The sequence below is a fragment of the Rathayibacter sp. VKM Ac-2759 genome (assembly GCF_009834225.1).
In the GTDB taxonomy this organism is placed as follows: Bacteria; Actinomycetota; Actinomycetes; order Actinomycetales; family Microbacteriaceae; genus Rathayibacter.
This window is the reverse complement of the sequence record NZ_CP047176.1, coordinates 3,494,324-3,520,587: the sequence shown is the minus strand read 5'-3', so window position 1 is coordinate 3,520,587 and position 26,264 is coordinate 3,494,324. Positions and strand designations below refer to the sequence as shown.

The window sequence follows — 26,264 nt, the reverse complement described above, 5'->3', positions numbered from 1 at the left end:
CGTGAGCGCTCCCGGTGCCGACCGGACCCGCGGCCGCCCGCGCGCGGGGGCGCTGGCGGGGCTTCGCGGCGGTCACCGGCACGGGGCGTCCTTCGGGGCGTCGAGGTCAGAGGCGCGACCCTCTCACGACCGCACGTCGCGGGAGTGTGCGGTCGCCTGGGCAGCGGCCGGAGGGGACCCCGGCGCTCATGCAGTGACACTAGGGGCGGGCCTCCGGCCGCCCTCCGCGATGAGTGTTCCTCCGCCCGGGTGACCCCTGTGCCGGGGCTGCGGCCCGGCGCGCCGCGCCGCAGGCCCTCCCGATCCCGCCGCCGACCGCCCGTCTCGCCTCCGGAGCCCCGCTCAGACCAGCCGGCGGCCGCTGAAGCGGTCGATCGACGCGTCGCGCCGCATCGCCTCGGCGTACATCCTGTGCAGCGGCTCCGTCAGCACCCCGTTGGTGCGGTCGAGCGAGTCCTGCCACGCCACGATCTCGCCGAGCTGCGCCGCCAGATCCGCCCGCAGCGCCGCCTCGTCGACCGTCGTCGACCGCCCGCCGGCGACGACGATCCGGCCGGCCACGATCACCGTGTCGATCGACGAGCCGTTCTCGGAGTAGACCAGCTGGTTCTCGAGGCGCTGGCGCGGGGTGAAGTTCAGGGTCTCGAGGTCGAAGAGCACGAGGTCGGCCTGCTTGCCCACCTCGATGCTGCCGGTGACGCCGTCGAGGACCGCGCTGCGCGCGCCTCCGATCGTCCCCGCGGTGAGCACCTCGGCGACCGTCGGCCACGTCGCGATCTCGGGGTCGGTCACCTTGTGCAGCAGCGCCGCCGCCTTCACCACGTCGAGCATCCGCGGGGAGTCGCTGCTCGAGCAGCCGTCGGTGCCGAGCCCCAGGTTCACCCCCGCGTCGTGCAGGGCCCGCCACGGCGCGATGCCCGAGCCGAGCTTGAGGTTCGAGATCGGGTTGTGCGAGATCGAGGTGCCCGCGGCCGCCACCCGCGCCATGTCGGAGTCGGTCAGCCAGATCCCGTGCGCGAAGGTCGTGTTCGTCGAGAGCGCGCCGATCCGCTCCATGTACTCCACCAGGGTCGACCCGTAGAACTCCTCGCCCGTCACCAGCTGCGTCTTCGTCTCGAGGACGTGGATGTGGCACTCGGCGTCGTGCTCGAGCGCGAGCTCGGTCGCCCCCGTCAGCAGCTCCGGACCGCACCGCTGCGGGGCCGACGGGGCGACCATGTAGCGCAGCCGCCCGCCTCCGCGCCCGTGCTGGGTGGCGAACGCCTCGCGGCTGAACGCGAGGTACCCCTCCGTCGTCGGCCGCGCCGCGGACCGCACCGAGTCGAGGATCTCGGCGGGCAGGTACTCCTCGACGAACGGCATCGTCTCGTAGAACGGCTTGCTGATCACGTGACCCGAGATGTTCGCGCGGATCCCGATCTCGTCGTACGCGTCGAAGACCGCGGCGAGCTGCTGCGCATCCTGGTCGGGGTTCTCGAGCACGTCGTCGACGAGCGTCGTGACCCCCGCCTTCAGCGACTCCAGCGCGAACAGCGACGAGCGGAGCCTCACCAGATCCGGAGCGACGCGGCTGTTCCCGAGGATCGGGTACGAGAGCAGCATCCACAGCTCCAGGGGCAGGTTGTCGTAGCGCCCCTTGTAGAGGTACTCCCACGAGTGGGTGTGCGCGTTGACGAACCCCGGGGTGACGAGGCGGTCGCGGCCGTCGACGACCTGGTCGCCGGGCTCGGGCGAGAGCCCCGGGCCGATCGCGGTGATGACGTCGTCGACGATGCGGATGCTCGCCGTGATCGGCACGGCGCCCGAGACCGGGTCCATGGTGATGACGGAGGCGTCGGTGATGAGGAGGGGCATGGCGGTTCCGTTCGTGGTGCGAGGTGCGGGGTGCTGGGGGCGGAGGCGGACTCGGGGCCGCGGTCAGCTGCGGACGGGCTCGGGCTGCGCGGCAGGCGCGGCCGACTCCCGGCGGGCGACCCAGGCGGCGGCGTCGCCGCGCCCGAGCAGGAGGTAGGCGAGTCCGGCCGAGACGCCGCCCGCCAGCCACGACACGTCGATGCCGCCGAGGGCCGTCGCGGCCGGGCCCTGCAGGGCGGGGACGGAGCCGTTCATGAACAGCCACGTGAGCGTCGCGCCGATCGCGAACGACAGCAGGGCGCGCCAGCGCACGTCGGGCAGCAGCGGCGAGCCGACCGGGGCGAAGAGGTGCCCGAACGAGCGGACCCGCGGCTCGAAGACCGTGTAGTGCACCAGCACGATCGCGCCCCACGGAGCGACCCAGCCGACGAGCCCGACGAGCCAGGCGTCGAGGGTGGTCGCGAGGTCGTCCTGGAAGACGAAGAACACCGCGGCGATGAACGCGAGCACGCCGACGATCAGGCTGAGCGCACGCCGGCCGAGCCGGATGTCGAGGGCCTGCGTGGCCATGCCGAACGAGTAGATGTTGAGCACGTTCGTGGCGATCGGGCCGTGCACCACGAGCAGCAGCACCGGGATCGCGAGCGCGCCGAAGTTCTCGACGATCAGCTGCCCGGGATCGACCGAGCCGTTCTTCGTCGCGAGGGTCGCGCCGAGCACGCCCAGCCAGACGACGGGGATGAACTGGCCGAGGACGCTCGCGAGGTAGAGCTTCCGCTTCGAGGAGCGCGGGCTGACGAAGCGGGAGTAGTCGCCGGCGTAGGCGAGCCAGGTGAGGCCCCAGCCGATGCCGATGGCGGTCATCACGATCGACATGGCGGCGAGGCGGTCGCCTCCGGTGAGGGCGCCCTCGGCGGGGCCGGCGTAGGACCAGTCGATGTCGAGGAAGAACCAGGCGACGATCGACATGATCGCGAGCACCACGAGGGTGGGCGGCACGGTCCAGCGCTCGAAGGCCGCGATCGCGCGGTAGCCGAGGAACGAGATCGCGACCTGGATCGCCATGATCACGGCGGCGACGGCGATCTTCCAGCCGATGTTCGCCTCCTCCGGATCGACGATCCCGACGGAGCCGAGCAGGGCGATCACGAGGTCGAGCACGATCCAGGTGTTGATCGCGCACCAGCCGATGACGACGACCGCCTGGATGGCGGCGGGCGCGTAGTTGCCGCGGCGCCCGAAGACGGAGCGGCCGATCAGCATGCCGGTCGCGCCGGTGCGCTGCCCGAGCAGCACGAAGAAGCCGAAGACGGCCATGCCGACGACGTTGCCGAGGACCAGGACGGTGATCGTGTCCCACAGGCCGAGGCCCATGTTCACTCCGAGGGCGCCGAGCACCCAGTTGATGGGGGCGATGTTGGCGCCCGCCCAGATCCAGAACTGGCCGTCGAGGCGGGCGGTGCGGCGGGAGTCGGGGAGCGGGGTGAGCGCGTCCTCGGTGTCGTGGGTGGTGCCGTGCAGGGCGTCGGTGCTCATGGCGGTTCCTCTCGGAGGGACGTGAGGTGGGGCAGGGCGGGGTGCGGGTCCACTCTCGTTCCGCGCCGTTTCGCCGGGCACCCGGCCGTGTAAATTCGCCGTGACGCGAGAGGACGTTCTGTATGGCCTACCTGCTCGCCGATGCGCTCAGCGATCCCGTCTTCTCGAGCGCTCTGCCGGTGGTCGTCGCGGGCGGCGCGCGGGCCGACCGCGCGCTCATCCGCTGGGCCCACGCGAGCGAGCAGCTCGACATCGCCCCGCTCCTGCTGGGCGGCGAGCTGCTGCTGATGGAGGGCGCGCTCCTCTCGGCCGACCACGACGCCGCGGAGTGCCGCCGCTATGTGGCGTCCCTGGTCGAGGCGGGGGTCGGTGCGCTCGCCGTCGAGCTGTCGCTGCGGCTGCCCGCGGTGCCGGTGCCGATCGTCGCCGCCGCCGACGAGCTCGGCCTGCCCGTGCTCGCCCTGCCCCGGCGCGTGCCCTTCGTGCAGGTGTGCGAGAGCATCAACACCCATCTCACCGAGCAGAAGTTCCGGAGCCTCCGCCTGGCGGACAGAGTGTCCGGTCTCCTGAGCGAGGCGGCCGCCGCGGACGCCGGGATCGACGAGCTCCTCCGCGTCGTCTCGACGGCGACCGGCGCCTCCGCCTCGCTGGTGTCGCTGACGGGCGAGGAGATCGCCCGGGCCGCTCCCGGGCGCGGAGTGGACACCGGACCGACGTCCGGCACCTTCTCGAACGTGCTGCGGGCGGGCGACTCGCTGCTCGGGACGCTGCACCTGCGCGCCCACGTCGCGGCCGATCTCCACTCCGTCGCCGTCGCGCTCGACCGCGCGCCGGACGTGCTGGCCGTCGCGCTGCTCCGGCACCGCCCGCCGTCGGTCGCCGAGCGCCTCACGGCCCAGCTGTTCGCGGTGGCCACGGCCGAGCACTCGCGAGCGGAGGCGGCGGCCGACCTGCAGATCGACGCGTTCCTCGGCCGGCTCGGCGCCTCCTCGCGGGAGCGCTACCTCGGGGTCTGGGCCGACACCGGGCACGACGACCGCGTGCTCCGTTCCCTCCGCGAGCTGCTCGGCAGCGTCGGCGCGGACGCGGGCCCCGTGCTCGGCGTGGTGGGCGCCGAGGTGCTCGCACTGCTCCCGTTCACGGACGCGCGGGCGATGGAGGAGGGGCGCGCGGCGCTCCTGGACCGCGCGGCGCCGCTCGGCGACTCCGGGGCCCTGGTCTGCGTGGGCGGAGGGCTCGGCGACCAGCGCCGGGTCCAGCGGGAGCTGGCCGAGGTGCGGGGAGTGCGCGACTGGGCGCCCTCCGGCGGCGGAGTGGTCGACTCGCGGCAGCACCGCCTGGCGCGGTTCGCGAGCGCCCTGCGCGACGACGCCGAGGCCGAGGACCTGATCGAGGAGGTGCTCGGCACCCTGCGCGACGACCAGCTCGCGACCCTGGAGGCGTACGCGTCGCACTGGGGGAGCAAGACGGCGACGGCCCGAGCGCTCGGCATCGGACGCCAGACGCTCTACGACCGCCTCGATCGGATCGAGGCGCTCATCGGCCCGCTCGACTCGTCCCCCGCTCGCGCCCGCGTGGTGATGACCGCCGTCTTCCTCCACCGCGCCCGTGCGGCCCTGCCGGACCGCCTCGGGGTCAGGCCTCGTCGTCGGTGATCTCGGTGCCGGTCTCGTCGGCGCGGTCGCGCAGGGCGTCGGCCATGGCGCCCGCGCCCTCGGCGCCGTGGTCCTCGTCGACCTGCTCGATGAGGCCGCTCAGCTTCTCGTCGTTGCTCGCGTCGTCGGCGCCGTCCATGACGGGCTGGTTCTGCTCGGGCTGGTTCTTCTCGCTCTGGCTCATCGTCGCCTCTCCGTGCGCCCGGACCTCGGCCGCACGACTCCGACGCTACGGACCGCGACCGCCGAGCGCCGGACCTTGACCTCGGGGCCCCGACGTGGAACGACGACGGCCCGGCGCCTCCGGAGGGGAGGAGCCGGGCCGTCGCCGGAGGGGACTACTTGATCAGCGTGACCGTCACGGGCGCGCTGTTCGTGACGTTGCCGGCCGCGTCGGTCGCGCGGGCGGTCAGCGGGAAGGTGCCGACGATGCCGGCGGTCCCCGCGGTGAGCGACCAGGTCGTCTCGCCGGTCTTCAGGGCGTTGCCGACCTTCAGCGTGCCCACGTAGAACGCCACGGCCGTCACACCGGTGTCATCGGTGGCGTCGACGCTCGCCGTGGTGACGCCCTTGATCACGGCGCCGTCGAGCGGTGAGGTGATCGCGACGGTCGGAGCGACCGTGTCGGCCTCCGGCGCCTCGGGCTTCGCCGGGCCGGTGGCGGTCGGCGTCGGGACGGGAGTCGTCGAGGTCGGCGTCGGCGTGGGAGTCGCGCTCGGCTCGTCGGTCGGCTCGGCCGTCGGGGTGGCGGTCGGCGTGGCCGTGGCGGTGCTCGTCGGAGCAGGAGTCGGGTTCGCCGACGCCTTGGCCGAGTCGGCGCCCGCGATGTTGGTCGCGAAGGCCTGCCCGTCGATGTCGGTCGCGGCGGGGGACATCGAGCCCCAGCCGGCGACGACGGCCTCGTTCCCGTCGACGAGGCGGAGGTCTCCGCCGTCCTCGTCCACGAAGCGCGGCGAGCCCTGCACGTTGCCCTGGGTGTTCAGCAGGATCGGAGCGGCGCACAGCTTGGTGTTCCACGCCGCGACGATCGTGTTCGACATCGGGCTGTCGCACGCGGCGAGGTAGGCGACGATGTTGCGGTCGAAGGTCGTGTCGGTCGCACCGCCGACGCGCAGCGAGCCGTCGACGAAGGTGTTGTTGCGGATCAGCAGGTCGCTGGCCGTCACCTCGCGGAAGTCGGCGGCCGATCCTCCGCGGCACTGCGCGGTCTTGATGACGCAGCTCTGCACGAAGTTGGACTCGACGGTGATGTCGCTCATGCCGTCGCCCGCGCCGGGCGAGAAGATGATGCCCGCGTTGTAGCAGTTGGCCAGCCTGTTGCCCCGGATCGTGATGCCGGTGCTCTCGAAGACCTGGATGCAGTCGGCGTGGAGGCCGTTGTTGCGGTCCTGGTCGTAGTTGCGGACCGTGTTGCCCTCGATCAGCGCGTCGGAGGCTCCGCCGACCTGGATGCCGTCGATGGACGAGCCGTTCTCGAAGAGCGAGTCGCGGACGACCGCACCGGCGCTGCGGACGAAGAGTCCGCCTCCGTCGAAGTGCGAGGACTCGACGGTCTGGTTCGCGCCGTAGAGGTAGAACGTGAGCGACACGGTGATCTCGGACCACACGACGTTGGGCGCGTAGCTCTTGGTGCGGCTCAGGATCGGCGAGGTGCCGGGGGCGGGGACGACCAGCAGGGGGTCGGCGGCGGTGGCCTTCCCGCCGCGCAGCGTCAGCTCCGGGTAGGTGCCGCTCGTGAGGTAGACGGTGCTGCCGGCGGGGGCGTTCTGCACGCCGACCGTCAGGGCGCACGGCGCGGACTGTGTGCAGGCGGTGCCGGAGCCGGAGGGGGAGGTCCAGCGGTCGGCGTCGGCAGCGGTCGCGGCGGGAGCGGCGACGAGCGTCGCGACGAGGACCGCGAGGGCGAGGAGGAGCGCACCGAGGGATCTGTGCGGGGTCGTTCTGGAGGGGGGCGTGGAGGACATGGCTGTGGCTTCCGATCAACTCGTGGGGGCGAGGGATGCGCCAGGAGGGCGTCGAGGCGGACCTCGAGTCGATCGGCGGCCCGGGGCCGCACCGGTGAGGGTGCGGCCCCGGCGTACGCGTCACTGCATTCCGGGCGGGCGGTGCGTCTGGTGCGAGTGGCTGTCGTGCGTGGGGGTGCTGTGCGCTGTGCTGTCAGTGCGGTGTCGCGGTCGTGTCGTCGGTCAGTTGCGGATGGTCAGGGTGATCGAGGCGCTGCTGCCGATGTTGCCGGCGGCGTCCACGGCCTTCGCGACGACCGTGTAGGTCGCGTTCGGCCAGTTCTTGCTGTTCGCGGTGAGCGACCAGGAGCCGTCGGCCTGCTTGACCGCGTCACCGAGCTTCGAGGAGCCGGACCAGAAGGCGAGCGCGGTCACGCCGACGTTGTCGCTCGCGTTGGCGACGAGCGTCGTGGTGCCGCTGATGATGCTCTGGCTGGCGGGCGAGACGATCTTCGCCTGCGGCTTGGTCGTGTCGGCTCCGGTGGTGGGAGCGACGGTCGGCGTCGCGGTGGCGGTCGCGGTCGGCTTCGGAGTCGCGGTCGCGGTCGCCGTCGCGGTCGGCTTCGGGGTCGCCGTCGCCGTCGGGGTCGCCGTCGCCGTCGGGGTCGCGGTGGGCGTCGCCGTGGCGGTGGGCGTGCTCGTCGGCGTCGTCGCTCCGGTCGCCACGGTCGACAGCTCGTAGCCGTAGTAGCGGCCCGTCACCGGCGAGGTCGGGTCACCCGTGAAGGTGCGACCGCGGTCAGCGGCGGCCTTGGCCTGCGCGCGGATCTGGGCGATGATCTGCGCCGGAGTCTTGCCGACGCAGGCGCCGCCGGGGACGAGGCAGTCGAGCACTGCGCCCGAGGTCGCGGCCGCCGCCATGCTCGTGCCGCTCTGGATGTAGGCGTAGCCGTTGCCCTTCTTGGTCGTGTAGGGGCACACTCCCGGCGCGGCGATGGTGTGAGCGCGGTCCGCGTCCGACACGGCCCAGTTGCTCTTGTCGGCGTAGGCGTCGTCCTTGAGGGTCACGCCCTGGCAGGGGACCGCGGCGAGCCCGCCGGGCTTGCCGTCGTAGTTGGACATGTTGGTGACGGCGAGGACCTCGTCGTAGGACGCGGGGATGTAGGTGGCGAGGTCGGTGCTGCCGTTGCCGGCGGAGCCGACGACGGTGACGCCCTTCGCGACGATGTCGCAGACGATCTGGTGCACGGCGTCGCCGTTGGTGTAGCCGCAGTTGCCGTCGTCCGCGCCCGCGGTCGCGAGGGACATGTTGAGGACCTTGATGCCGTAGGTCGCCGCGTTCTGCGACACCCAGTCGAGCGCGCAGGTCAGGGTGGCGATGGTGCCGCGGTTGTCGCCGTCGAGAGCGCGGACCGAGTAGATCGGGGCGCCGGGCGCGATGCCCACGGTCCCGTAGCCGTTGTCGAGAGCGGCCATGTAGCCCGAGACGCCGGTGCCGTGACCGTTCGCGTCGTCACCGGTCCCCGTGCTGAAGCAATTGACCTGCTTCTGCAGGTTGTAGTCGGAGTGGTTGCTGACCCCGGAGTCGATGACCGCCACCGCGGGACCGGTCCAGTCGGTGACACCGTCACCGGCCGACACGGGCGCGAGGTCGGCCTGGCTGGCCAGGACGTGGGAGGGCATCACCTGGGCGGCCCCCTCGACGACCTGGTCGGCGGGGGAGAGCGCGAGGACGCGGCTGTCGGCCGCGAGGACCGCGTGCTGACGGGCCGTGAGCGTCGCGGTGAATCCGGCGACGCCTCCCTCGAAGGAGTGCTCGAGCGGGATCCCCAGGGCGCGCACCAGACTCGTCGAGACGGCGTCGGAGTCGACCGTCACGACGTACCGGCCGGCGTCCGCCGCCTGCGCGGCGGGCGCGGTCAGCGCGACCGTGCCCGCGGTCAGGACGGCGGTGACCGCGGTCGCGGTCAGGAGCCGGCGCAGCCGGGAGGGGGTGCGTCGGAGCGGGGTGGAACTGCGGATCACGGAGACCTGTGTTTCTGTGCGGCGGGGGCGGCCGGGCGGCCGGGAGCGTCTCGCCGGTCAGGGGTGACCGACGGCCGTCCGGTGCTGCTGCATCGGGCGGAGGAGAAGGGGGCTTCGCTGCCTAAGTTAGCGGCGCGAGGTTTCCGCCGCGTGACGAATCTGCACTTCCCGGGCATCGACACGCCGGTGCGGTACCCCCAGAACGAGTCTGTACGCCTCGATCGTCGAGCGCGCGATGGCGTCCCACTCGAGCGCCGACAGGTCGGCCCGCTCCTCGGCCTCGCGCTGGTCGAGCCAGGCGAGCGCCTCGTCGAGCACCGAGCGGTCGAATCCTCCGCTGTACAGGCGCACCCACTGGGGCCCCACGAGCGCCGCCAGCTCGTGCATCGATCCGAGGTCGGGCACGAGCACCGGCCGGTCGGCCGAGACCGCCAGGATCGCGGATCCGGAGTTCTGGATCGCCGAGTAGGGCAGCACGACCAGGTCGCTCGCGCGCAGCCAGAGCGCGATCCGCTCGTCGCTCAGGAACGCCAGCTCGAGGCGGACGCGCGGGTCGCCGCCGGCCGCCTCCTCGATCACGCCGCGCAGCGGTCCGCGCGCCGGGTTGCCGGCGACCGCCAGCAGCGTGCCGTCGTCCTCGCGCTCGCGGAACCGCTCGATCAGCGTCGGGATGTTCTTGTAGGGCCGGATCTGCCCGACCGAGACCACCAGGCGGGCATCGGGATCCAGGCCGAGCTCGGCGCGCGCCTCGGCGCGATCGGCCGAGAAGTCGTAGTCGGCGCGGTAGTGGCCGTGCGGAGTGACGAAGGCGGGCACCTCCGCGAGCTCCGGGTACGACACCCGCATCGCCGCGACGCCCTCCTGGGAGAGGCAGATGATCGCGTCGAGGTTCTCGGTCAGCAGGCGCCGGTACCAGTTGCGGAGGAACGGAGTCGCCCGCTCCTCGTGCGAGACGACGTTGTGCGCCGTCCAGATCAGCCGGGTGCCGCGGAGCCGCGCGACGCGGAGGAACCCGAAGAAGAAGACCAGCCGTGCGACGACGCGGTAGCGGCGGATCCCGCTGAGGAACGTGAGATCCGGCCAGTGCAGGTGCACGATGTCGACCCTCGAGGTCAGCAGCCGGAACCAGGACAGGTCGCGCACGAGCACGCCCTCGGCGGTCATCGCGGTGTAGAGGCGCGCGTTGTAGGGGTTCGCGTAGCGGGTGCGGAACGCGGGCTCCGCCTCGACGACGAGACTCCTGCTCGCGGCGCTCTCGCGGGAGAGCAGCCCCCGCAGGCGCGTGCGGATCCGACCCCGGAGGGTCCGGGTGCCGCCCGGGATCATCGGGTCGACTCCGTCGCCGCACCGGTGCCGGGGACCCGGCCGAAGAGCGTCCGCTCCGCCTCCGGGTAGCCCACCCGCCAGTCGCGGCGACGCTGCCAGACCTCGGTCCACGCGCGGCGCTCGCGCCGGGTGGCGGCCTCGAGCACGGAGCGCACGAGCGCTCCCGCCTGGAGCAGCGCGATGCCCGCCCGGGCCGGCACCGGCTTCCAGGCGAGGCGGATCATCGTGGCCTTGCCGGCCATGACCATGCACATCTTGCGACCCGAGTTGCCCTCGGTCGCGGCGTCGCGGGTGGAGGCCCCGACGTCGTGCACGATCACCGCGGTCGGCACGATCACCGGTGCGAGGCCCGCGCGGCGGGCGCGGATCGAGAACTCCGCGTCCTCGCCGTAGAGGAAGAAGCGCTCGTCGAGCCGGCCGACGCGCTCGTACTGCGCGCGCTCCATCAGCAGCAGGCAGCCGGTGATGATGGGCACCTCACGGACCGTGTCGCGCTGCCAGTGGCCGAGCGACTCCGGATCGAGCAGCGGGCTGCCGCGGAACGCGGTCGAGAGCATGGTCGCGTAGGTCACGAGCGACCACAGGCTCGGCGCGCCCCAGCACGACGACGGGTCGACGGAGCCGTCGGGCCGCAGGGTGCGCCCGCCGTAGACGCCGTAGCGCGGGTTCGCGACCGCGAAGTCCAGCAGGGCGCGGAACGAGCCGTCGAGCACGAGGGTGTCGGGGTTGAGCAGCAGCACGTAGCGCTCGGTCGCCACGGCGACTCCGCGGTTCACGCCGCGGGCGAAGCCGAGGTTGTCGCCCGCCTCGATCACGGTCGCGTCGGGGTGCGCCGCGCGGATCGCCTCCGCGCTGCCGTCGACGGAGCCGTTGTCGACCACGATCACGTGCGGCGGGGTCGGAGCGTCGCCCCGCGGGATCGAGGCGAGGCAGGCGAGGGTCTTCTCGCGGGTGTTGTAGCTGACGACGACGATCGCGAGGCTCGTGTCGGTCGTGCTCCGGGGATCAGGCACCGTTCGCCTCCGGTCGTGCTCCGATGACCTTCGCGGGCACGCCGCCGGCGATGCAGTTCGCGGGGAGGTCCTTGGTGACCACCGCTCCCGCGCCGACGATCGCGCCGTCGCCGATCGTGACTCCGGCGACCACGACGACGTTCGCGCCGAGCCAGACGTCCCGGCCGATCACGATGTCGCGCTCGATCTTCGCCTGGTCCATCACCGGGGTCCCCTGCACGATGCCGTAGTTCGACGCCGTGACGGTGACGTTCGGCGCGAGCAGGCACTTCTCGCCGAAGGTGATGCGGCCGCTCGTGTTGCCGGCCCAGACGATCGAGTTCTCGCCGATGTGGGTGCCGGCGCCGATCGTGATCCGCTCGGCGTTCCTGAACGACACGTTCGGAGCGAACGACACATCGGCTCCGCGGGTCAGCCTCGGCACCTGGTCGGCGTGGCTGTACGCGTGGAAGTGCAGCAGGCGCACGGCCTGCAGGTAGGTGCGCACCTTCGTGAGGGTGCGCAGCGGTCCGCCGCCCTGGCTCATCGGGTGCTCCCGTTCATCTCCGCGGGCTCGTCGGCCGGCCAGTCGACCGGTGGCAGCCCGAGTTCTCGCAGCGAGCGCACGACCGAGTCGACGAAGGCGCGGGAGTCGTGGTCGGCGCGCACCTGCACCGCGAAGTCGAGGCGCTTCACGTACGAGCTCGAGAACAGCGCGGCCTCGTCCTCCGGCTCGGTGGTGGGCCAGAGGGTGAACGAGTCGACGGCCGCGGTGGCGAAGTAGCGCGGGCGGAGGAACACGGGCAGGAACGAGGCGTAGCCCTGCCAGTCGCGCACGCCCCGGGTGATCCCGGACTCGCCCGTCTCCATGGCGTGCACGATCTGCTCGTGCACGGAGGCGATGCTCTCGCGGAGCCCCAGGTCGACCGGGACGGCCACGCGCGCCATCGTGATGTGGTTGCGCTTCTCGGCCGTGCGGTCGCGCTGGGGCGAGATCGGCACGAGAGTCGCGATCTCGGTGCGCTCGGGGTGCATCGCCGAGAACGCGTGCAGCGCGAGGGCGACGGTCAGGTCCGAGACGGTGCCGCCGGAGGCCCGGGCGGCCGCCTTCGCCCCCTGCAGCGGCACGGTGATGATCGCCGCGTCCTTGGGCTTCACCGTGCGCTCGAGGAGGCCGGACCGGCGGATCCAGACGTCGCGCGGGGCGCGGATCAGGCGGCCGGCCACGCGGCGCAGGCGCTTCTTCAGCGGCTTGCGCTTCCAGTCGGCCCACTCCTCGGCGAACGAGTCGTACGACGCCGCGATCGATCGTCGGGCGGCGAGGGTCAGGGCGAGGGGACCCCGGGGAGCGGGCGGGTCGGCGGGGAAGCGCAGGGGCCGGCCACCCGAGGGGGCGATCTCGTACGGCTGCTCCTCGGTGAAGGTCGTGAACAGCATCAGGCCGAACATGCCGTCGCCCATGACGTGCTGGATCCGCATCGGGAACGCCAGCTTCCCGGTGGACAGCTCGACCACCAGGATGTCCCAGAGCGGCCCGCTCGGATCCATCGGGCCGTTGAAGAGGCCGGTCAGCAGCTCCGTGCGCCGGGGGTCCCACTCGACGACTCCGGGGTGGAAGCGCACGTGGTCGCGCACGTCGACCGAGTCCGCGAAGACCCAGGACGGCGTGAACAGCCCGAGCGGTGCCCGGACGAGGCGCTGCCGCTGCGGCGGCGAGGCGACGATGAACCTCTCCCAGGCCGTGAGGATGAGCTCGCGGTCGAGCGAGCCGTCCTCGCGCCGGAAGGGCGTGCTGTCGACGACCATCGTGGCCACGGGGCGCGCGGCCTCGTAGGCGATGGCGTTGGAGACGAACTTCTCGTCGAGCGTGCGCAGCGGTTCTGCGTGCGCTCGACCGGATCGGCGGGGGAGGCGGGTCATGGTCGGGCTCCTTGCGGGCGGGTCGGAGTCGGGACGGTCGAGGCGATCGCGCTCACTCGGAGGTGCGCCCGGCGCTGGCGTCGGCGGGAAGCCGGATCGGTGTCGGGGGGTGCTCGTCGACGAAGGTCGAGCCCGAGAGCCGGAGGTGGCGCGAGCGCAGGTAGCCGCGGAGGATCCCCTCGATCATCGCGAGCTCGTCGCGCGCTCCGCGCCCGCGCTTCTTCGCCGAGCGCACGAGGCGCCGGCCGCTGCGCACGGCGAGCGTCGCGCTCATCCGCGCGCCGACGAGGGGGGACATCCGCCACCACTTGCCCACGAGCGCGCCGAGGCCGAGCCCGTAGCCGCGCATCAGGCGGCGGTACGCGGCGGGGTTGCGGGTGTTGACGTGCAGCACGACGCTGTCGGGGACGAACACGGCGATCGTGCCCGCCGCGAGCGCGCGGCAGAAGATGTCGAGATCCTCGGCTCCCGCGAGGTACCGGCCCGCGCCGAGCGTGTCGTCGAAGCCGCCGAGCGTCTGCAGCGTCGAGCGGCGGAACGCCATCACGGCGCCGTGCCCGGCGTCGAGTCCCTGCACCGTCGTGCGGTAGGTGATGCGGTCGGTCGGCGGCACGTCGGTGTCGACGAGGGTGTGGTCGAGCATGCGTCCCGTGGCGACGCTCACGCGCTCGTCGTCGAACGCGCGCAGGAGCGCCTCGATCCAGCCCGGGGTGGGGGAGCAGTCGTCGTCGGTGTAGACGACCACCGGGCGGGTGGTCGAGGCGAGACCGAGGTTCCTCGCGATCGAGAGCCCCTTGGTGTCGGTGCGCACGTAGCGGACACCGGCGGCCTCGGCGACCTCGCGGGTGCGCGAGTCGGTCGAGGCCGAGTCGACGACGATCACCTCGACGTCGGGGTGGGTGCCCGCGGCGATCGCGGCCAGTGCCCCCCGCAGCATGTCGGGCCGCTCGCGCGTGCAGAGGAGGATCGAGACGTCCTGGGGGTTCACGGGTGCTGGTTCCTCGACGTGTCGGCGGGGGCGGTCGCGGTGCCGACCATCCGCATGGCGGAGCGGTAGGCGGCGACGAGATCGACGCCCGCCCGCGTCCAGGTCAGTTCGCTCCGGTTGGCGAGGGCGGCGCGGCGCAGGCGCGCGAGCAGCTCCCGGTCCGAGGAGACGAGATCGAGGTGGGCGGTCAGAGCCGCGACGTCGCGCGGCTCGTGCACGAGCCCCTGCACGCCGTCCTCGAGGTTCGCTCCGGCCGCCGACGAGACGAGCGGCACGCAGCCCGCGGCCTGCGCCTCGGAGGTGACCAGGGCGCTGCCCTCCTCGATCGTCGGCAGGATCAGCACGTCGGCCGACTGGAAGACGCCCGCGACGTCGTCGGTGAAGCCGCGCAGCTCCACACCGGGCTGATCGAGCAGGTCCGCGAGTCGTTCACGGTAGCCGGGGGTGAACTCGCCGTAGACCAGGAACCGGCCCGTGCTGCTGGCCGTCGAGGCCTTCCAGGCCTGGAGCGCGTAGAGCAGGCCCTTGCGCGGTTCGATCCGGCCCACGAAGACGGCGGTGAACACGTGATCCGGGGCGTCGCGCGGATCGGGATCGACGACGCGGTCGGTGTCGACGAGGGCACCGTAGCGGTGGCGCAGCAGCTTCTCGGGCGAGAAGCCCTTCTCGAGGAACGTGCGCTCGACCGAGGCGGAGGGGACGAGGATCGCGGTCGCGGCGGCCCACTCGCGCTCCTCGCGGCGCAGCCGGACCGCGTTGTAGGTGTGCGGGGACCCGGGCGGCGGGGTGATCCCCAGGCGCTCGTACTCCTCCGCGACGACCTCGAAGGCGTGGGCGGTGTGGGTGTTCGGCGCCTCGCGGACAGACGGGACCCCCTGGCGGGCGGCCTCGTCGAAGGTGCGGGCCGAGCCCCACGGCCAGCCGTGGACGACGTCGTAGTCGCCCTCGGCCAGGATCCGCGCGGTCACGCGGTCGTGGTGCGCGATCGAGCGGCTGCGCCCGAAGAGTCGGTGCGGGAGCCGGACGCCGGCGACCGTCAGCGTGGTGACGGCCCGGGCGACGGGGCCCAGCGGAGCGGTGATCGACGCGGCGACGACGGTCACCCGGTGACCGGCCTCGGTCAGCGCGCGGACCTGGTGCAGGGCGGTCCAGCCGATCCCGGGCGAGCCGATCCCGTGCGGGAACGAGTAGAGGACCGACAGCGGAGCGTCGTCCCGCCCGGCGGGCGCGACGAGGTCGACGGACGTCGACGGACGGTCGTCGAGGGCCGACTCGATGGTCGCGGAGTGGTGGGCTAGGTCTTCGGCAGTGGTGGAGCACTGGTGCTCGTCATCCATGCGTCTCCTGTCGTGAGGGCGGCGCGCTCAGGAATGAACAAGGACTACCATCCTCGACTGCCTGAGAGGAAAGCAAGTGCACGCCCTGCTGGGCGGGTCGCACGCCCGGCAGACTTAACACACCCGCAATACTTCCGGCATCCGCGTGCCGTGGGTTATGGTCACAATGAGTGTGTCGGGGCACCGCACTCGCGGGGTCCCGGTTCTCTGCCCGTTCCGACCCCCCTGGCCGACCGCCCGGAGGACGGTGCGGACGCAGCGAGAGCACGTTCGACACCGCACTACGCACCAGGTTCCGTCCTCGTCATCCCGACGTCGACCGCCACACCACCCGTTCCGCCATTACCGCCGTGATGGACGGAGGCGTTGCTCCATCGTCTGCAGCAGCATTGCACCCTCCGAGCACGCGGCGCGTCGCCCGAGGTCCCACACCTCGCCGTCTGGAAGTCGAGACCGAGATGTCCGTTCCCCTTTACCTCCGAGTGCTCTGGAGCTACAAATGGCTCCTCGCCGTCGGCATCGTCGTCTCGGTGCTGGCCGCGATGGTCGCCGGATACACCGTCAAGGACGGTGAGATCGTCTCGCGCGTCGAGTCGACCTACCAGTCCGAGACCACCGTGCTGCTCGGAGGCGGCACTCAGAACCCGTTCGCGGCCGTCCGGCCCGGCCAGACCCTCCAGGAGGGCACGACCGCTGCCCAGCAGCTGGACCTGACGAACACCGCCGTCATCTACGCGTACCTCGTCAGCGGATCCGAGATCCGCGCGCAGGTCGAGGCCGCCATCGGCGGCTTCAACGAGGGCGAGGAGCTCAGCGGACTCCGCCGCACCACGCAGCCCTCCGGCTCCGAGACCAACCCGGGCCGCTTCTCCCTCCCGATCCTCGCGATCGTCGGAGTCTCGACCGACCCGGCCCGCGCGACCCTCATCTCCGAGACCGCGTCGACGATCTTCCAGACCTACGTGGGCGCCCAGCAGGACGCCGCGGGAACCGCTCCCGACCAGCGCGTCACCCTGTCGGTCACCGACCAGGGCAACGTCGTCGAGCAGGAGGGCTCGAACCCGATCATCCCGATCGCCATCACCGGCCTCGGCGTGTTCCTGGCGTTCATCGCCCTCGCGTTCATCCTCTACAACATCCGCATCTCCCGTGAGCGCGTCACCGCGAACCGCGCCACCGTCCGCCGTGGCGAGTCGTTCCGCCGCGGACCGGCCATCACCGGCTCCGGCACCGCCGAGAACCCGCGTCCCGCGGCCCTCGGATCCTCCGCCGAGCCGGCTCCCGGGGCGGGTGAGCTCGCCTCCTCCGGGAAGCGCAGCGCCACCTGACGCGGGGTTCGCAGATGAGCACCAAGACGATGAAGGGGACCCCGATCGGGGTCCCCGGGAGCGACGACCCGTACGCGGGCGAGATCCTCGTCCGGCGGACCTTCACGGTCCGCTCGGCGCTCGCGACCCTGCTCCTCTCGGCGGTCGCCGTCGCGGCCGTCTACTACCTCAACCCGCTGATCGCGGGAGCGGTCCTGTTCGGGATCTCGTTCCTCTACCTCACGCGCAAGCTGGTCTTCAACTGGACCGGCGGCTTCATCGTGCTGCTCGCCGTCGTGATGTTCATCCCGGCGCGCTACTACTCGCTGCCGATCCCGATCGGGTTCGCGCTCGAGCCGTACCGGCTCATGATCGTGGCGATGGTCGTCGCCGCGGTCGTCGCGCTCATGATCGACCCGAAGTTCGTCTGGCGCCCCGCCGCGTTCGGCTGGCCGATCGGCATCTGGATCGCCTCGAGCATCGTGTCGGTCGCCGCCAACGTCCAGTTCATCTCGGACGGCGGCCTCGGCAGCGGTGTCATCGGCGCGATCATCATCGACCTGCTGGTCCTCTCCCTCTTCTTCGTCTCGCGCCTCGTGATGCGCAGCGAGAAGATCGTCGAGTCGTTCCTGATGGTGCTGGTCTTCTCGGCCGTCCTCGTGGCCTTCTTCGCCGTGATCGAGCGCGTCACCCACCAGAACATCTTCACCAGGCTCGATCAGTTCCTGCCGCTCGAGAAGCTCGGGGCCGAGCAGGAGGCGTACCGCGCCGGTGGCTTCCGCTCGTTCGGCTCGTCGCAGCACCCGATCGCGCTCGCCGTGATGTTCACGATGATGATCCCGATCGCGGTCTACCTCTCGAAGTACGCCCGCTGGCCCTTCAACGAGATCAACCGCCGCATCATCTACTACGGCTGCGTCCTCGCGCTGCTGGTCGGCGTCGTCACCGCGGTCTCGCGGACCGCGATCGTCACGCTCGGCGTGATGTTCCTCGTGACGCTGATCCTGCGGCCGAAGATCGGCGGGTACCTGCTGCTGGGCGCGATCCCGGTCCTGGGCCTCGGCTTCGTCCTGATCCCCAAGATCCTGACCGACATGATCGGCTCCTTCCTCGACCCCGAGGCCCTCATCGCCTCGCAGTACACCTCCGCCGGCATGGCCGGTGCGGGTCGCCTCGCCGACCTCGAGCCCGCGATGGCGATCGTGCGCGAGCATCCGTTCTTCGGGACGGGCGTCGGCAGCCGCATCGTGGTGGGCCCCGAGGCGAACTCGTTCATCCTCGACAACCAGTGGCTCGGCACGCTCATGGACGCCGGAGCCGTCGGGGTCCTCGGGCTGGCGATCCTCTTCCTCGCACCGATCGTGATGCTGCTGCGCTACTCGTTCGGCCGCACGTCCACGCCGCAGTACGCCGGACTCGCGTTCGCCGTCGCCATCGTGCTCGTCGGGTACACGGTCTCGGCCTACTTCTACGACGCGTTCGGCTTCTACCAGGCGTTCATGCTCTTCTGGGTGTTCATGGCCGTCGGGGCGTGGACGATCACGGAGGCGCCGCGGAAGTCGGCGCGCAGGCGGCTCGCGTCCGAGGACGCCGGGCACGTCTCGGCGTTCAGGCGCTCCGGACCGCACGCCACCGAGAACGGGCCGGCCCTCGGCGCGCACATCGGCAGCCACTCCGCCGACCACGTCGTCCGCAGACCCGCACCCATCGAGTCGTGAGCGCGCGCGTCAGCGTGATCATCCCCGCGCACGACGAGGCGGCGGTGATCGGGCGGCTCCTCGGCGCGCTCGTGGACGGCGATCCCGAGGGGCGACTCGAGATCGTCGTCGGTGCCAACGGCTGCACCGACGGCACCGCGGCGGTCGCCCGCGCCGTGGATCCTCGGATCCTGGTCGCGGAGACCGAGCGGGCCTCGAAGATCGCCGGTCTGAACGCGGCCGACGGCGTCGCGACCGTCTTCCCCCGCATCTACGTGGACGCCGACGTGAGCGTCTCGGCCGAGACGCTGCTCGCGCTGGGCGACGAGCTCGCCCGCCCGGACGGGCCCCTGGTCGCCGCTCCGGAGTTCCACGTGGACACCACGGGAGCGAGCTGGCCGGTCCGCGCCCACTACTCGATCTGGGAGCTGTCCGACTACCGCGTGAGCGGGCTGGTCGGCTCCGGGATCTACGGCCTCTCGGCCGAGGGCCGGCGCCGCTTCGGCGAGTTCCCCGAGATCATCGCCGACGACCGCTTCGTGCAGCAGCTCTTCGCCCCCGAGGAGCGGATGACCCTGGCCGGGCACTCCTTCTCGGTGAAGGCGCCCCGGCGGATGCGCAGCCAGATCAAGCGCACGGTGCGCATCGCGATCGGCAACGCGCAGCTCGCCGCCTCGGGGCTCGTCCCCGATCGGCCGGCGGGCGGAGGGATCGCCGCGCTCGTGAAGCGCGTGCTGCGCCGCCCCGCCCTGTGGCCGGCCTTCCCCGTGTACTGGTACGGCTATCTGCGACCGCGCCTCGAGGCGCGGTCGATCATCGCTCGAGGAGGCGTACCCGAATGGAATCGCGACGAGACGACGCGCGCGTGACGGCGTCCACCCCCTCCGGCGGCGCCTCCGCCCGGTCCCGCGCCACGGACGACCAGATCGAGGCGGCGATCGACGACACCGCCCACACGACCGAGACGCTCGCGACCGATGCGATCGCGCAGTCGCCGACGGTCGGCGACGGCCCCAACCTGCCGCCCAAGCCCTCGCTCGGGCACACGGCGAGCCGCGGAGTCCTGCAGACCCTCGGCGGCCTCTGGGGCAAGACGGCGATCCAGCTGATCTCGACGCTCGTCCTGGCGCGTCTGCTCGCGCCGAGCGACTTCGGCCTCCTCGCGATGGTCACCGCGATCGTCGGCGTCGCCGACCTGGTCCGGGACTTCGGACTGACCGGCGCGATCATCCAGTCCAAGAAGATGAGCGACGAGGTCTGGCGCTCGGTGCTGTGGCTGTCCGTCGCCCTGGGCGTGGTCGGCACGATCGTCATCGCGGCCTGCGCGCCCCTCATCGCGGCCCTCTACAACGAGGACCGCCTGATCGTCCTGACGCTCGCGGTCGCTCCGACCCTGCTCGTCAACAGCCTCTGCATGCCGCTCCAGGCGCGAGTGCAGAAGGAGATGCGCTTCGGCCTGATGGCCAAGATCGACGTCGTGTCGATGTTCGTCGGGGTCGTCGGCTCGATCATCGCCGCGTTCCTCGGCTGGGGCGTCTGGTCGCTGGTCGTCCTCCAGGGCGGCGCGCTGGTCTACCGCTTCATCGCACTCTGGGTCGCCGCCCGGCCCACCTTCGGCCGCCCGCGGATCGCCCGCGAGGTCATTCCGCTCGTCACCACGGGCGGGAGCATCTTCGGCGTGCAGCTGCTCAACTACGCGGCGCGCAACCTCGACAACGTCATCGTCGGCCGCCAGCTCGGCGACGGGGTGCTCGGCCAGTACTCGCGGGCCTACTCGCTGTTCCTCCTCCCGCTCCAGCAGCTCAACGGACCCCTGGGCCGCGTGGCCCTGCCGGTGCTCTCCTCGCTGCAGGACGACGGCGAGCGCTACCGCCGCTACGTGCGCGGCGCGCTGCTGGTGGTCGGCTACCTGACCCTGCCGACCTTCGGCGTCCTCGCCGCCCTCTCGGGCCCGCTCGTCGACCTGCTGCTCGGCGCCCAGTGGTCGGCCTCGGCGACGATCCTGTCGCTGCTGTCGATCGCCGGCATCGCCCAGGGCATCGGCAACGTGCAGGGCTGGATCTACATCTCGCTCGGCCGCGTGCACCGCCAGCTCGTGTACTACGTCGTCACCCGCCCGATCGTCATCGGCTCGTTCTTCCTCGGCATCTGGTGGAACGGCGTCGAGGGCCTCGCGCTGCTCTACGGGCTCACGACGCTCGCGCTCCTGGTCCCGGGCTTCGGGCTCGCGATCCGCGGCACCTTCGTGCGCTCCTCCGACATCCTGATGCCGGTGCTGCGCCCGGCGCTGATCGTGCCGTTCATGTTCGGGGCGGCCTGGGCGGTCGGGCAGTACACCGATCTGCCCGCGTTCACCGATCAGGCCCTCGGCGGTCTGATCTCGGCCCTCCCCGCCGAGATCGCCCTCGTGATCCCCTCGGTCCTGCACCTGCTGCTCGGCGGTCTCGCCTCGCTCGTGCCGCTGGCGCTCGCGATGCTGATCCCCGCCTACCGCCGCGACCTGCAGCAGATCCTCGCGTTCGTGAAGCAGGTCAGGAAGCCCAAGCCCAAGGGCCCGAAGACCCCCGCACCCACCCCGGCCGCCGATGGAGGCGCAGCATGACCCGTTCCACCCGTCACCGCGGCCTCCGGCTCGCCGCCGCCGCTGCCGTCGCCGCCGTGCTCCTCGCCGGCTGCACGTCCTCGCCCGCTCCGGAGGAGACCACCGAGCCGGCCCCCTCGGGCGCCCTGCCGTTCGAGTCCGGGACGATCGTCGCCATGGGCGACTCGATGACGGCGGCCGTCGCGGCCTGCGGTCAGGACAAGGCCTGCCCGAGCGCCTCCTGGGCGACCGGTGAGGACGAGACGGTCGACTCGATCGCACGGCGGGCGGGCGAGACCGTCGGCGCCGTGCCGACCATCGACAACATCGCCTCGAAGGGCGCCACCTCGGACCGGATGCCGCTGCAGGCCGAGAAGGCCGTCGCCGCGGACCCCGACCTGGTGCTCCTCCTGATCGGCGCGAACGACGTCTGCCGCAAGAAGGTCGCCGAGATCACGCCCCCCGACACCTTCCGCGCGGCGATCGCGTCGACCCTGCAGACCCTCTCGGCCGGATCCCCGGACGCCACGGTCTTCGTCGCGTCCATCCCCGACCTGCTCGCCTTCTTCGACGCCGAGCGGACGGACTCCGAGGCGGTGTCGCGCTGGGCGCAGAGCCCCAACTGCAACTCGCTGCTCTACAACCCCGCGTCGGACGCCGACGAGGACGTGGCGCGGCGCGCGGCCGTGGGCGACACGATCGACGAGTACAACACGATCCTCGCCGAGGAGTGCGCCGCTGTGGCGAACTGCGTCTCGGACGGCGGAGCGCTGCACTCGATGCCGGTGACGAGCGACGACATCTCCCTCGTCGACCACTTCCACCCGTCCATCCAGGGCCAGGGGAAGATCGCCGACGCGCTGTGGCCGGCGCTCCTCGCGAACGCGGGCTGACGCCCTAGACGGCGCGGTCGCCGAACGCGACGCGGGTCCGGCCGCGGCGCAGGCGCGCTCGGGCCGGAGTGAAGCGGAACGGGGCCACGTCCTCGACGACGCGCGTCGAGAGGGCGGCGGCCCGGAGCAGCAGCTCCTCGGTCAGCTCCTCGGGCGACGCGGCGATCGCGAGTCCGCGGCGGTCGAGCTCGCGGGCGATCTGGATCTGGTGGTCGTCGATGTGCTCGCCGCGCGCGACGAGGCGCGGGACCAGGATCGGCACCTTGCCCGCCTCGATGGCGGTGATGGCGGCTCCCGTGCCGGCGTGCGCGATGACCACGTCCGCGGCGTCCACCGCCTCCTGCAGCTCGTGGTGGGGGACGCTGACGCGGCCCTCGATGCCGTACGGCGAGACGTCGGCGAGGCCGGTCTGCCAGAGCACCTCCGCGCCCGAGAGCAGGGGGACGGCGGCGGCGATCAGCCGGTCGAAGGGGTAGAGGTCCTGGGTGCCGACGGAGAGGACGACCCGGCGGATCCCGGTGACCTCCCTCGCGGGGCCGGTGGTGAAGGCGTCGAAGATGGAGCCGCCGAACTTCCAGCGGTCGTCGGCCCACACCGGGTACTGGCTGTAGGTGTTCACCCCGGGCAGGCGCGACATGATCCGCCCCGTGATCGAGGGGCCGTCGGCCCGGGCCGCGCTCTCGATGTAGTGGCACTCGATGCCGCGCAGCGACGCCTCCGGCATGAAGGACACCGCCGGGCTCGACCCGGTGCTGAACACCGCCGAGTAGTCGCCCTTGCCGATGATGCGGTGCGCCAGCAGGGCGTTCTGCGCGATCGGCAGGGTGTCCCGCGGGGCGGCGAAGCGGCTGAAGGTCACGCGACGGCCCTCGAGGAGCGAGCGGCTCAGGCCGTTGTCGAAGGTGCCCCAGTGCTGATCGGCCGGATCGATCCCGAACCGGGACGAGAGCGTGAACAGCTGCTTGAGGTGCCCTCCGCCGGAGCAGACGAACAGGAACTCGGACATGGGGCCCTCCTCCGGACCGGGGAGCCGATGGCCGGCCCGGGCGGATGCTGAATGTGACGGGAGATCGTGGTGGAGCGGGGGAGGCGACCCGGAGGTCAGCCGGAGACGACCTCGCCCGAGCGGGCGCCCCCGCGGTCGAGCAGGATGTCGAGGACCGTGCCGTGCCGGGCGGCCCACGAGTTGGCGTGCACCCACTCCAGGCGGTCCTCCTCGGTGGCGTGGCCGTCGGCGAGGGCGTCGTCGACGACGGAGGCGAACTCCGCCATCGTCGGCACGATCCGGATGCGGTCGCTGATCCCGTGGATGGGCGGGAGGTCGACCGAGATGACGGGGCAGCCGCTCGCGACGTACTCGTAGAGCTTCAGCGGGCTCATCGCCTCGGTGAGCGGGGTGCGCCGGTGCGCGAGGAGGCACAGATCGACGTTGCGCATCGTCGCGACCAGTTCGCGCCGCCCCACCGAGTGGTGCAGGTGCACGTTCGAGAAGCGCGCGAGCGGGGCGAGGTAGCCGGGATCGGGCTGCGGGCCCATCAGGACGATCTGCAGCGCGGGATGCGCGGTCGCGACCGCGACGATGCCCTCGACGTCGAGCCGGTCGTCGAGCGTGCCCACGTGCAGGGCGCGCGGGCCGGGGATCCGCTGAAGCCACTCGGGGGCGTCGGGGACCGGGCCGCCCCACTCCTCCGGAGCCACGCCGTTCGGCACCACGGCGTGCGGGCCGGTGGGGGCGATGCGGTCGATGATCTCCTGCGAGACGGCGGTCACCGAGCGACCGGAGGTCGCCACGCGGCGGTACGCCTCCTGGAACGCGGGCCAGTGGCTCTTCCAGCGGGTGGAGGTCGTCCAGTCGTCGCGGGCGAAGAACATCACGTGCTCCGCCCACTCGAAGGGCGAGAAGCCGGCGACGACGGGGCTCGTGGTGACGACCACGGGGCGGACGAGCTCGAGCTCGTCGGCCAGCTTCGCGATGCCGCGGTCGTACGCCCGGTACTCCTTCTCGAGACCGGCGATGTCGGTCGGGTCGCTCCGGCGCAGGCGCAGCGGAGTGTGCAGGACGCGCGTCGGCGTGCCCGGGAACTCCACCTCCTTGCCGAGGGTGGAGCGGACCAGGGCGGTCGGCAGGAAGCGGAACGGGTTCGCCACGATCAGGCGCCCCACCTGGGGGCTCTCCATCAGCGAGGTGAGGATGCGGTCCGGCGGACGCATCATGCCCCGGCGCGCCGCGTCGGTGTACGTCTCGTAGGAGAAGGTGAAGACGACGTCGCGCACGAGGCCGTCCCCGGTCTGGTTGCCCACAGGCGGTGTCCTCACGCGAAGGTCCGGATGACGCGCGCGGGGACCCCGACGGCGACGGAGTAGTCGGGCACGTCCTCGCGGACGACGGCGTTCGCTCCGATGACCGCACCGCGGCCGACGGTGACGCCGGGCATGATCACGACGTTCTCGCCGAGCCAGGCGCCGCGGCCGATGCGCACCGGAGCGATGCGCTCGATCGGCTGGTCGCGGACGAAGGTGCCGGCGTCGGAGAAGCCGTGGGAGTGGTCCGAGATGTAGCAGCCGCGCGCGATGCCGACGCCGTCCTCGATGATGACGCTCTTCACGGCCGTGATCGCCGACATGTTCATCCGGACGCGGTCACCGATGATCAGAGCCGGCGTCGGAGCGTCGGAGGAGGGGACCATCAGCATGCAGTTCGCACTGATCAGGACGTTCTCGCCGATCGAGATGCGGCTGCCCTGACCGGCTCCGATCCGGAACGGAAGGCAGATGCGGGAGCCCTTCCCGAACCGGTGGAAGCCACCGGCGACGAGCTTGCTGAAGGCCAGATCGCGGGCCCGCTGAGCGAGTATCGCGAGATCCAGTCCGTTCAAGGCATCAACTCCAGGTTCGAGCGGCGTGCAGAACGGCGGGTGCGTTCAGCGCCTGTGTCGGGGGGCGGGGGCGCGCGGGCATCGCACGGGGAAGGGAACGGACCCACGATAGCGAGCGTCACCCGTACAGGGCGAGTCCGCGGCCCCGGAGGCCGCAGTGTTGTAACCCTGTGGTAACAGGACCGACACGGTGCGGATTGCTGCGGGCTCGCCGAGGATCGGGCGCCGGAGCGCCGCCGGAGCGCCCCGCGGCTCGCGGAGAGCGTAAAATCGGACAGTCCGCGGAGCAGACGGGCCCGGCAGGGCCCTCCCCGCCTCCGGATCGCGCGATCAGCGCCGACGGACCCGGCGGCGTCGCTCGGTCCCTCACGACCCCCGACCCACCGCACCACCAGAGAGGCTCGACCGTGGCCCACGCCGCCGACACCGCCGAACGGGCCAGCTCCTGGACCCTCGCGCTCGCGCGCGCCGCGGTCGCCGCGGCCGCCGGATGCGTGGTCACCTTCTCCCCCGACCACAGCCCGGCGTTCGGGCTCGCGGTCTTCGCCGGATTCGCCCTCGCGACCGGCGCCGTCTCGCTCCTGCGCGCGCTCCGAGCAGGCGACGACCGCGGGAAGCGGCCCGCCGTCGTCTCGGCGGGCGTCACGCTGCTCGCCGGGGTCCTGGCCCTCGTGGCCCTGCCCGTCGCCACCCTGATGCTCTTCGTCGCCCTCGTCGCCGGCTGGGCCCTGGTCTCGGGCTCGCTCGAGATCACCAGCGGACGCCGCGGGCAGGGCCTCGCCGCCCGCGACGCGGTCGTCGTCGGCGCCGGGACCGTGCTGCTCGGCGCCGCGTTCGCCCTGCTCCCGCCGCACCCGGTCGTCACGGTCGGGCTGCTCGGCGCCTACGCCGTGATGGTCGGCGTCTACCTCGCGATCGCCGCGTTCTCTCTCAAGTGGGCCGCCGGTGCCGATGCCGTCGACACCTCGACACCGACCACCGGAGGAGACCGATGACCGCCGAAGGCCAGACCCCCGAAGGCCAGCCCGACGACTTCACGCCGCGCACCTTCCAGCCGACCCGCAAGGACCGCCTCCGCCCCCTCGAGCTCATCGGGTTCTCGGCCGGCATGGCGGCGTTCGTGGGCCTCGTCGTGCTGCTGTCGACCCGCGAGCCGGTGGTGGCCGCCGTCTCGTTCGGAGTCGCGTTCATCGTCGTCCTCGTCGCCATCGCGATGTTCTCGCTGACCTTCAAGCCCGACGACGCCGAGATCGCCGACCTCGACGAGCAGGACTCCGCTCATTAGGACAGGGCGGCATCGCCGCCCTGTCCCGCGGTCGGCTCGTGCAGGTGGC

General features: G+C 72.1%; 22 protein-coding genes. 8 read left to right on the top strand and 14 right to left on the bottom strand.

What is annotated here, in order from left to right; translation table 11 throughout:
- Window positions 1–342 precede the first annotated feature (342 nt).
- Complete coding sequence (locus tag GSU68_RS16480) at window positions 343–1,854, bottom strand: amidohydrolase (RefSeq protein ID WP_159909734.1); 1,512 nt, start codon at window positions 1,852–1,854, stop codon at window positions 343–345.
- A 63-nt stretch (window positions 1,855–1,917) separates the two neighbouring features.
- Window positions 1,918–3,390 carry a cytosine permease gene (locus GSU68_RS16475; protein ID WP_159909733.1) on the bottom strand — a complete coding sequence of 491 codons (1,473 nt, stop codon included), beginning with the start codon at window positions 3,388–3,390 and terminating at the stop codon, window positions 1,918–1,920.
- Window positions 3,391–3,512: 122 nt separating this feature from the next.
- Here GSU68_RS16475 and GSU68_RS16470 point away from each other — a divergent pair, with 122 nt between their 5' ends.
- Entirely contained in the window at window positions 3,513–5,045 is a 1,533-nt protein-coding gene (locus GSU68_RS16470) for a PucR family transcriptional regulator (RefSeq protein ID WP_159909732.1), read from the top strand.
- On the opposite strand, the gene GSU68_RS16465 is transcribed toward GSU68_RS16470, so the two are convergent.
- The 9 genes from GSU68_RS16465 to GSU68_RS16425 form a co-directional block, all read right to left on the bottom strand.
- On the bottom strand, window positions 5,026–5,229 hold the full coding sequence (locus GSU68_RS16465) for a hypothetical protein (RefSeq protein ID WP_159909731.1): 204 nt from the start codon (window positions 5,227–5,229) through the stop codon (window positions 5,026–5,028). The two genes, GSU68_RS16470 and GSU68_RS16465, sit on opposite strands and share 20 nt — an antisense overlap.
- A 154-nt stretch (window positions 5,230–5,383) precedes the next feature.
- Window positions 5,384–7,009, bottom strand: coding sequence for a right-handed parallel beta-helix repeat-containing protein (locus tag GSU68_RS16460; protein ID WP_159909730.1), 1,626 nt, complete (start codon window positions 7,007–7,009; stop codon window positions 5,384–5,386).
- Between the two features lie 222 nt (window positions 7,010–7,231).
- Window positions 7,232–9,013 (bottom strand): Ig-like domain-containing protein, encoded by a 1,782-nt coding sequence (locus GSU68_RS16455; protein ID WP_159909729.1) that lies wholly within the window; start codon window positions 9,011–9,013, stop codon window positions 7,232–7,234.
- 126 nt (window positions 9,014–9,139) lie between these two features.
- Window positions 9,140–10,339: a glycosyltransferase gene (locus tag GSU68_RS16450; protein WP_159909728.1), complete on the bottom strand. Its 1,200-nt coding sequence runs from the start codon at window positions 10,337–10,339 to the stop codon at window positions 9,140–9,142.
- On the bottom strand, window positions 10,336–11,352 hold the full coding sequence (locus GSU68_RS16445) for a glycosyltransferase family 2 protein (RefSeq protein WP_159909727.1): 1,017 nt from the start codon (window positions 11,350–11,352) through the stop codon (window positions 10,336–10,338). Before GSU68_RS16445 ends, GSU68_RS16450 begins: the two co-directional genes overlap by 4 nt.
- On the bottom strand, window positions 11,345–11,878 hold the full coding sequence (locus GSU68_RS16440; protein ID WP_159909726.1) for an acyltransferase: 534 nt from the start codon (window positions 11,876–11,878) through the stop codon (window positions 11,345–11,347). The genes GSU68_RS16445 and GSU68_RS16440 overlap by 8 nt, the downstream gene beginning before the upstream one ends.
- On the bottom strand, window positions 11,875–13,251 hold the full coding sequence (locus tag GSU68_RS16435) for a wax ester/triacylglycerol synthase domain-containing protein (RefSeq protein ID WP_159909725.1): 1,377 nt from the start codon (window positions 13,249–13,251) through the stop codon (window positions 11,875–11,877). The genes GSU68_RS16440 and GSU68_RS16435 overlap by 4 nt, the downstream gene beginning before the upstream one ends.
- 52 nt (window positions 13,252–13,303) lie before the next feature.
- Window positions 13,304–14,239: a glycosyltransferase gene (locus tag GSU68_RS16430; RefSeq protein ID WP_159909724.1), complete on the bottom strand. Its 936-nt coding sequence runs from the start codon at window positions 14,237–14,239 to the stop codon at window positions 13,304–13,306.
- Window positions 14,236–15,576 carry a glycosyltransferase family 4 protein gene (locus GSU68_RS16425; RefSeq protein ID WP_159909723.1) on the bottom strand — a complete coding sequence of 447 codons (1,341 nt, stop codon included), beginning with the start codon at window positions 15,574–15,576 and terminating at the stop codon, window positions 14,236–14,238. Before GSU68_RS16425 ends, GSU68_RS16430 begins: the two co-directional genes overlap by 4 nt.
- A gap of 458 nt (window positions 15,577–16,034) precedes the next feature.
- On the opposite strand from GSU68_RS16425, the gene GSU68_RS16420 reads away from it, so the two are divergent.
- Genes GSU68_RS16420 through GSU68_RS16400 form a run of 5 tightly spaced genes read left to right on the top strand, consistent with a single transcriptional unit; the run spans window position 16,035 to window position 22,054 of the window.
- Window positions 16,035–16,904 (top strand): hypothetical protein, encoded by an 870-nt coding sequence (locus tag GSU68_RS16420; RefSeq protein WP_159909722.1) that lies wholly within the window; start codon window positions 16,035–16,037, stop codon window positions 16,902–16,904.
- Window positions 16,905–16,918: 14 nt separating this feature from the next.
- On the top strand, window positions 16,919–18,601 hold the full coding sequence (locus tag GSU68_RS16415; protein ID WP_159909721.1) for an O-antigen ligase family protein: 1,683 nt from the start codon (window positions 16,919–16,921) through the stop codon (window positions 18,599–18,601).
- Entirely contained in the window at window positions 18,598–19,449 is an 852-nt protein-coding gene (locus tag GSU68_RS16410; protein ID WP_159909720.1) for a glycosyltransferase, read from the top strand. Before GSU68_RS16415 ends, GSU68_RS16410 begins: the two co-directional genes overlap by 4 nt.
- Entirely contained in the window at window positions 19,419–21,182 is a 1,764-nt protein-coding gene (locus GSU68_RS16405) for a lipopolysaccharide biosynthesis protein (protein WP_159909719.1), read from the top strand. The genes GSU68_RS16410 and GSU68_RS16405 overlap by 31 nt, the downstream gene beginning before the upstream one ends.
- A complete protein-coding gene (locus GSU68_RS16400) occupies window positions 21,179–22,054 on the top strand; it encodes an SGNH/GDSL hydrolase family protein (protein ID WP_159909718.1) in 876 nt (291 codons plus the stop codon). The genes GSU68_RS16405 and GSU68_RS16400 overlap by 4 nt, the downstream gene beginning before the upstream one ends.
- Window positions 22,055–22,058: 4 nt before the next feature.
- Here the strand turns inward: GSU68_RS16400 and GSU68_RS16395 are convergent, their stop codons facing one another.
- The 3 genes from GSU68_RS16395 to GSU68_RS20095 all read right to left on the bottom strand — a co-directional run bounded on the left by GSU68_RS16395 (window position 22,059) and on the right by GSU68_RS20095 (window position 24,930).
- Window positions 22,059–23,060 carry a glycosyltransferase gene (locus GSU68_RS16395; RefSeq protein ID WP_159909717.1) on the bottom strand — a complete coding sequence of 334 codons (1,002 nt, stop codon included), beginning with the start codon at window positions 23,058–23,060 and terminating at the stop codon, window positions 22,059–22,061.
- A gap of 95 nt (window positions 23,061–23,155) precedes the next feature.
- Window positions 23,156–24,355, bottom strand: a complete 1,200-nt coding sequence (locus GSU68_RS16390; RefSeq protein WP_159909716.1) for a glycosyltransferase — start codon at window positions 24,353–24,355, stop codon at window positions 23,156–23,158.
- Window positions 24,356–24,366: 11 nt separating this feature from the next.
- Complete coding sequence (locus tag GSU68_RS20095) at window positions 24,367–24,930, bottom strand: acyltransferase (protein ID WP_159909715.1); 564 nt, start codon at window positions 24,928–24,930, stop codon at window positions 24,367–24,369.
- 407 nt (window positions 24,931–25,337) lie between these two features.
- Here GSU68_RS20095 and GSU68_RS16380 point away from each other — a divergent pair, with 407 nt between their 5' ends.
- Window positions 25,338–25,925, top strand: coding sequence for a DUF308 domain-containing protein (locus GSU68_RS16380; protein ID WP_159909714.1), 588 nt, complete (start codon window positions 25,338–25,340; stop codon window positions 25,923–25,925).
- A complete protein-coding gene (locus tag GSU68_RS16375; RefSeq protein ID WP_244259317.1) occupies window positions 25,922–26,215 on the top strand; it encodes a hypothetical protein in 294 nt (97 codons plus the stop codon). The genes GSU68_RS16380 and GSU68_RS16375 overlap by 4 nt, the downstream gene beginning before the upstream one ends.
- Window positions 26,216–26,264 lie beyond the last annotated feature (49 nt).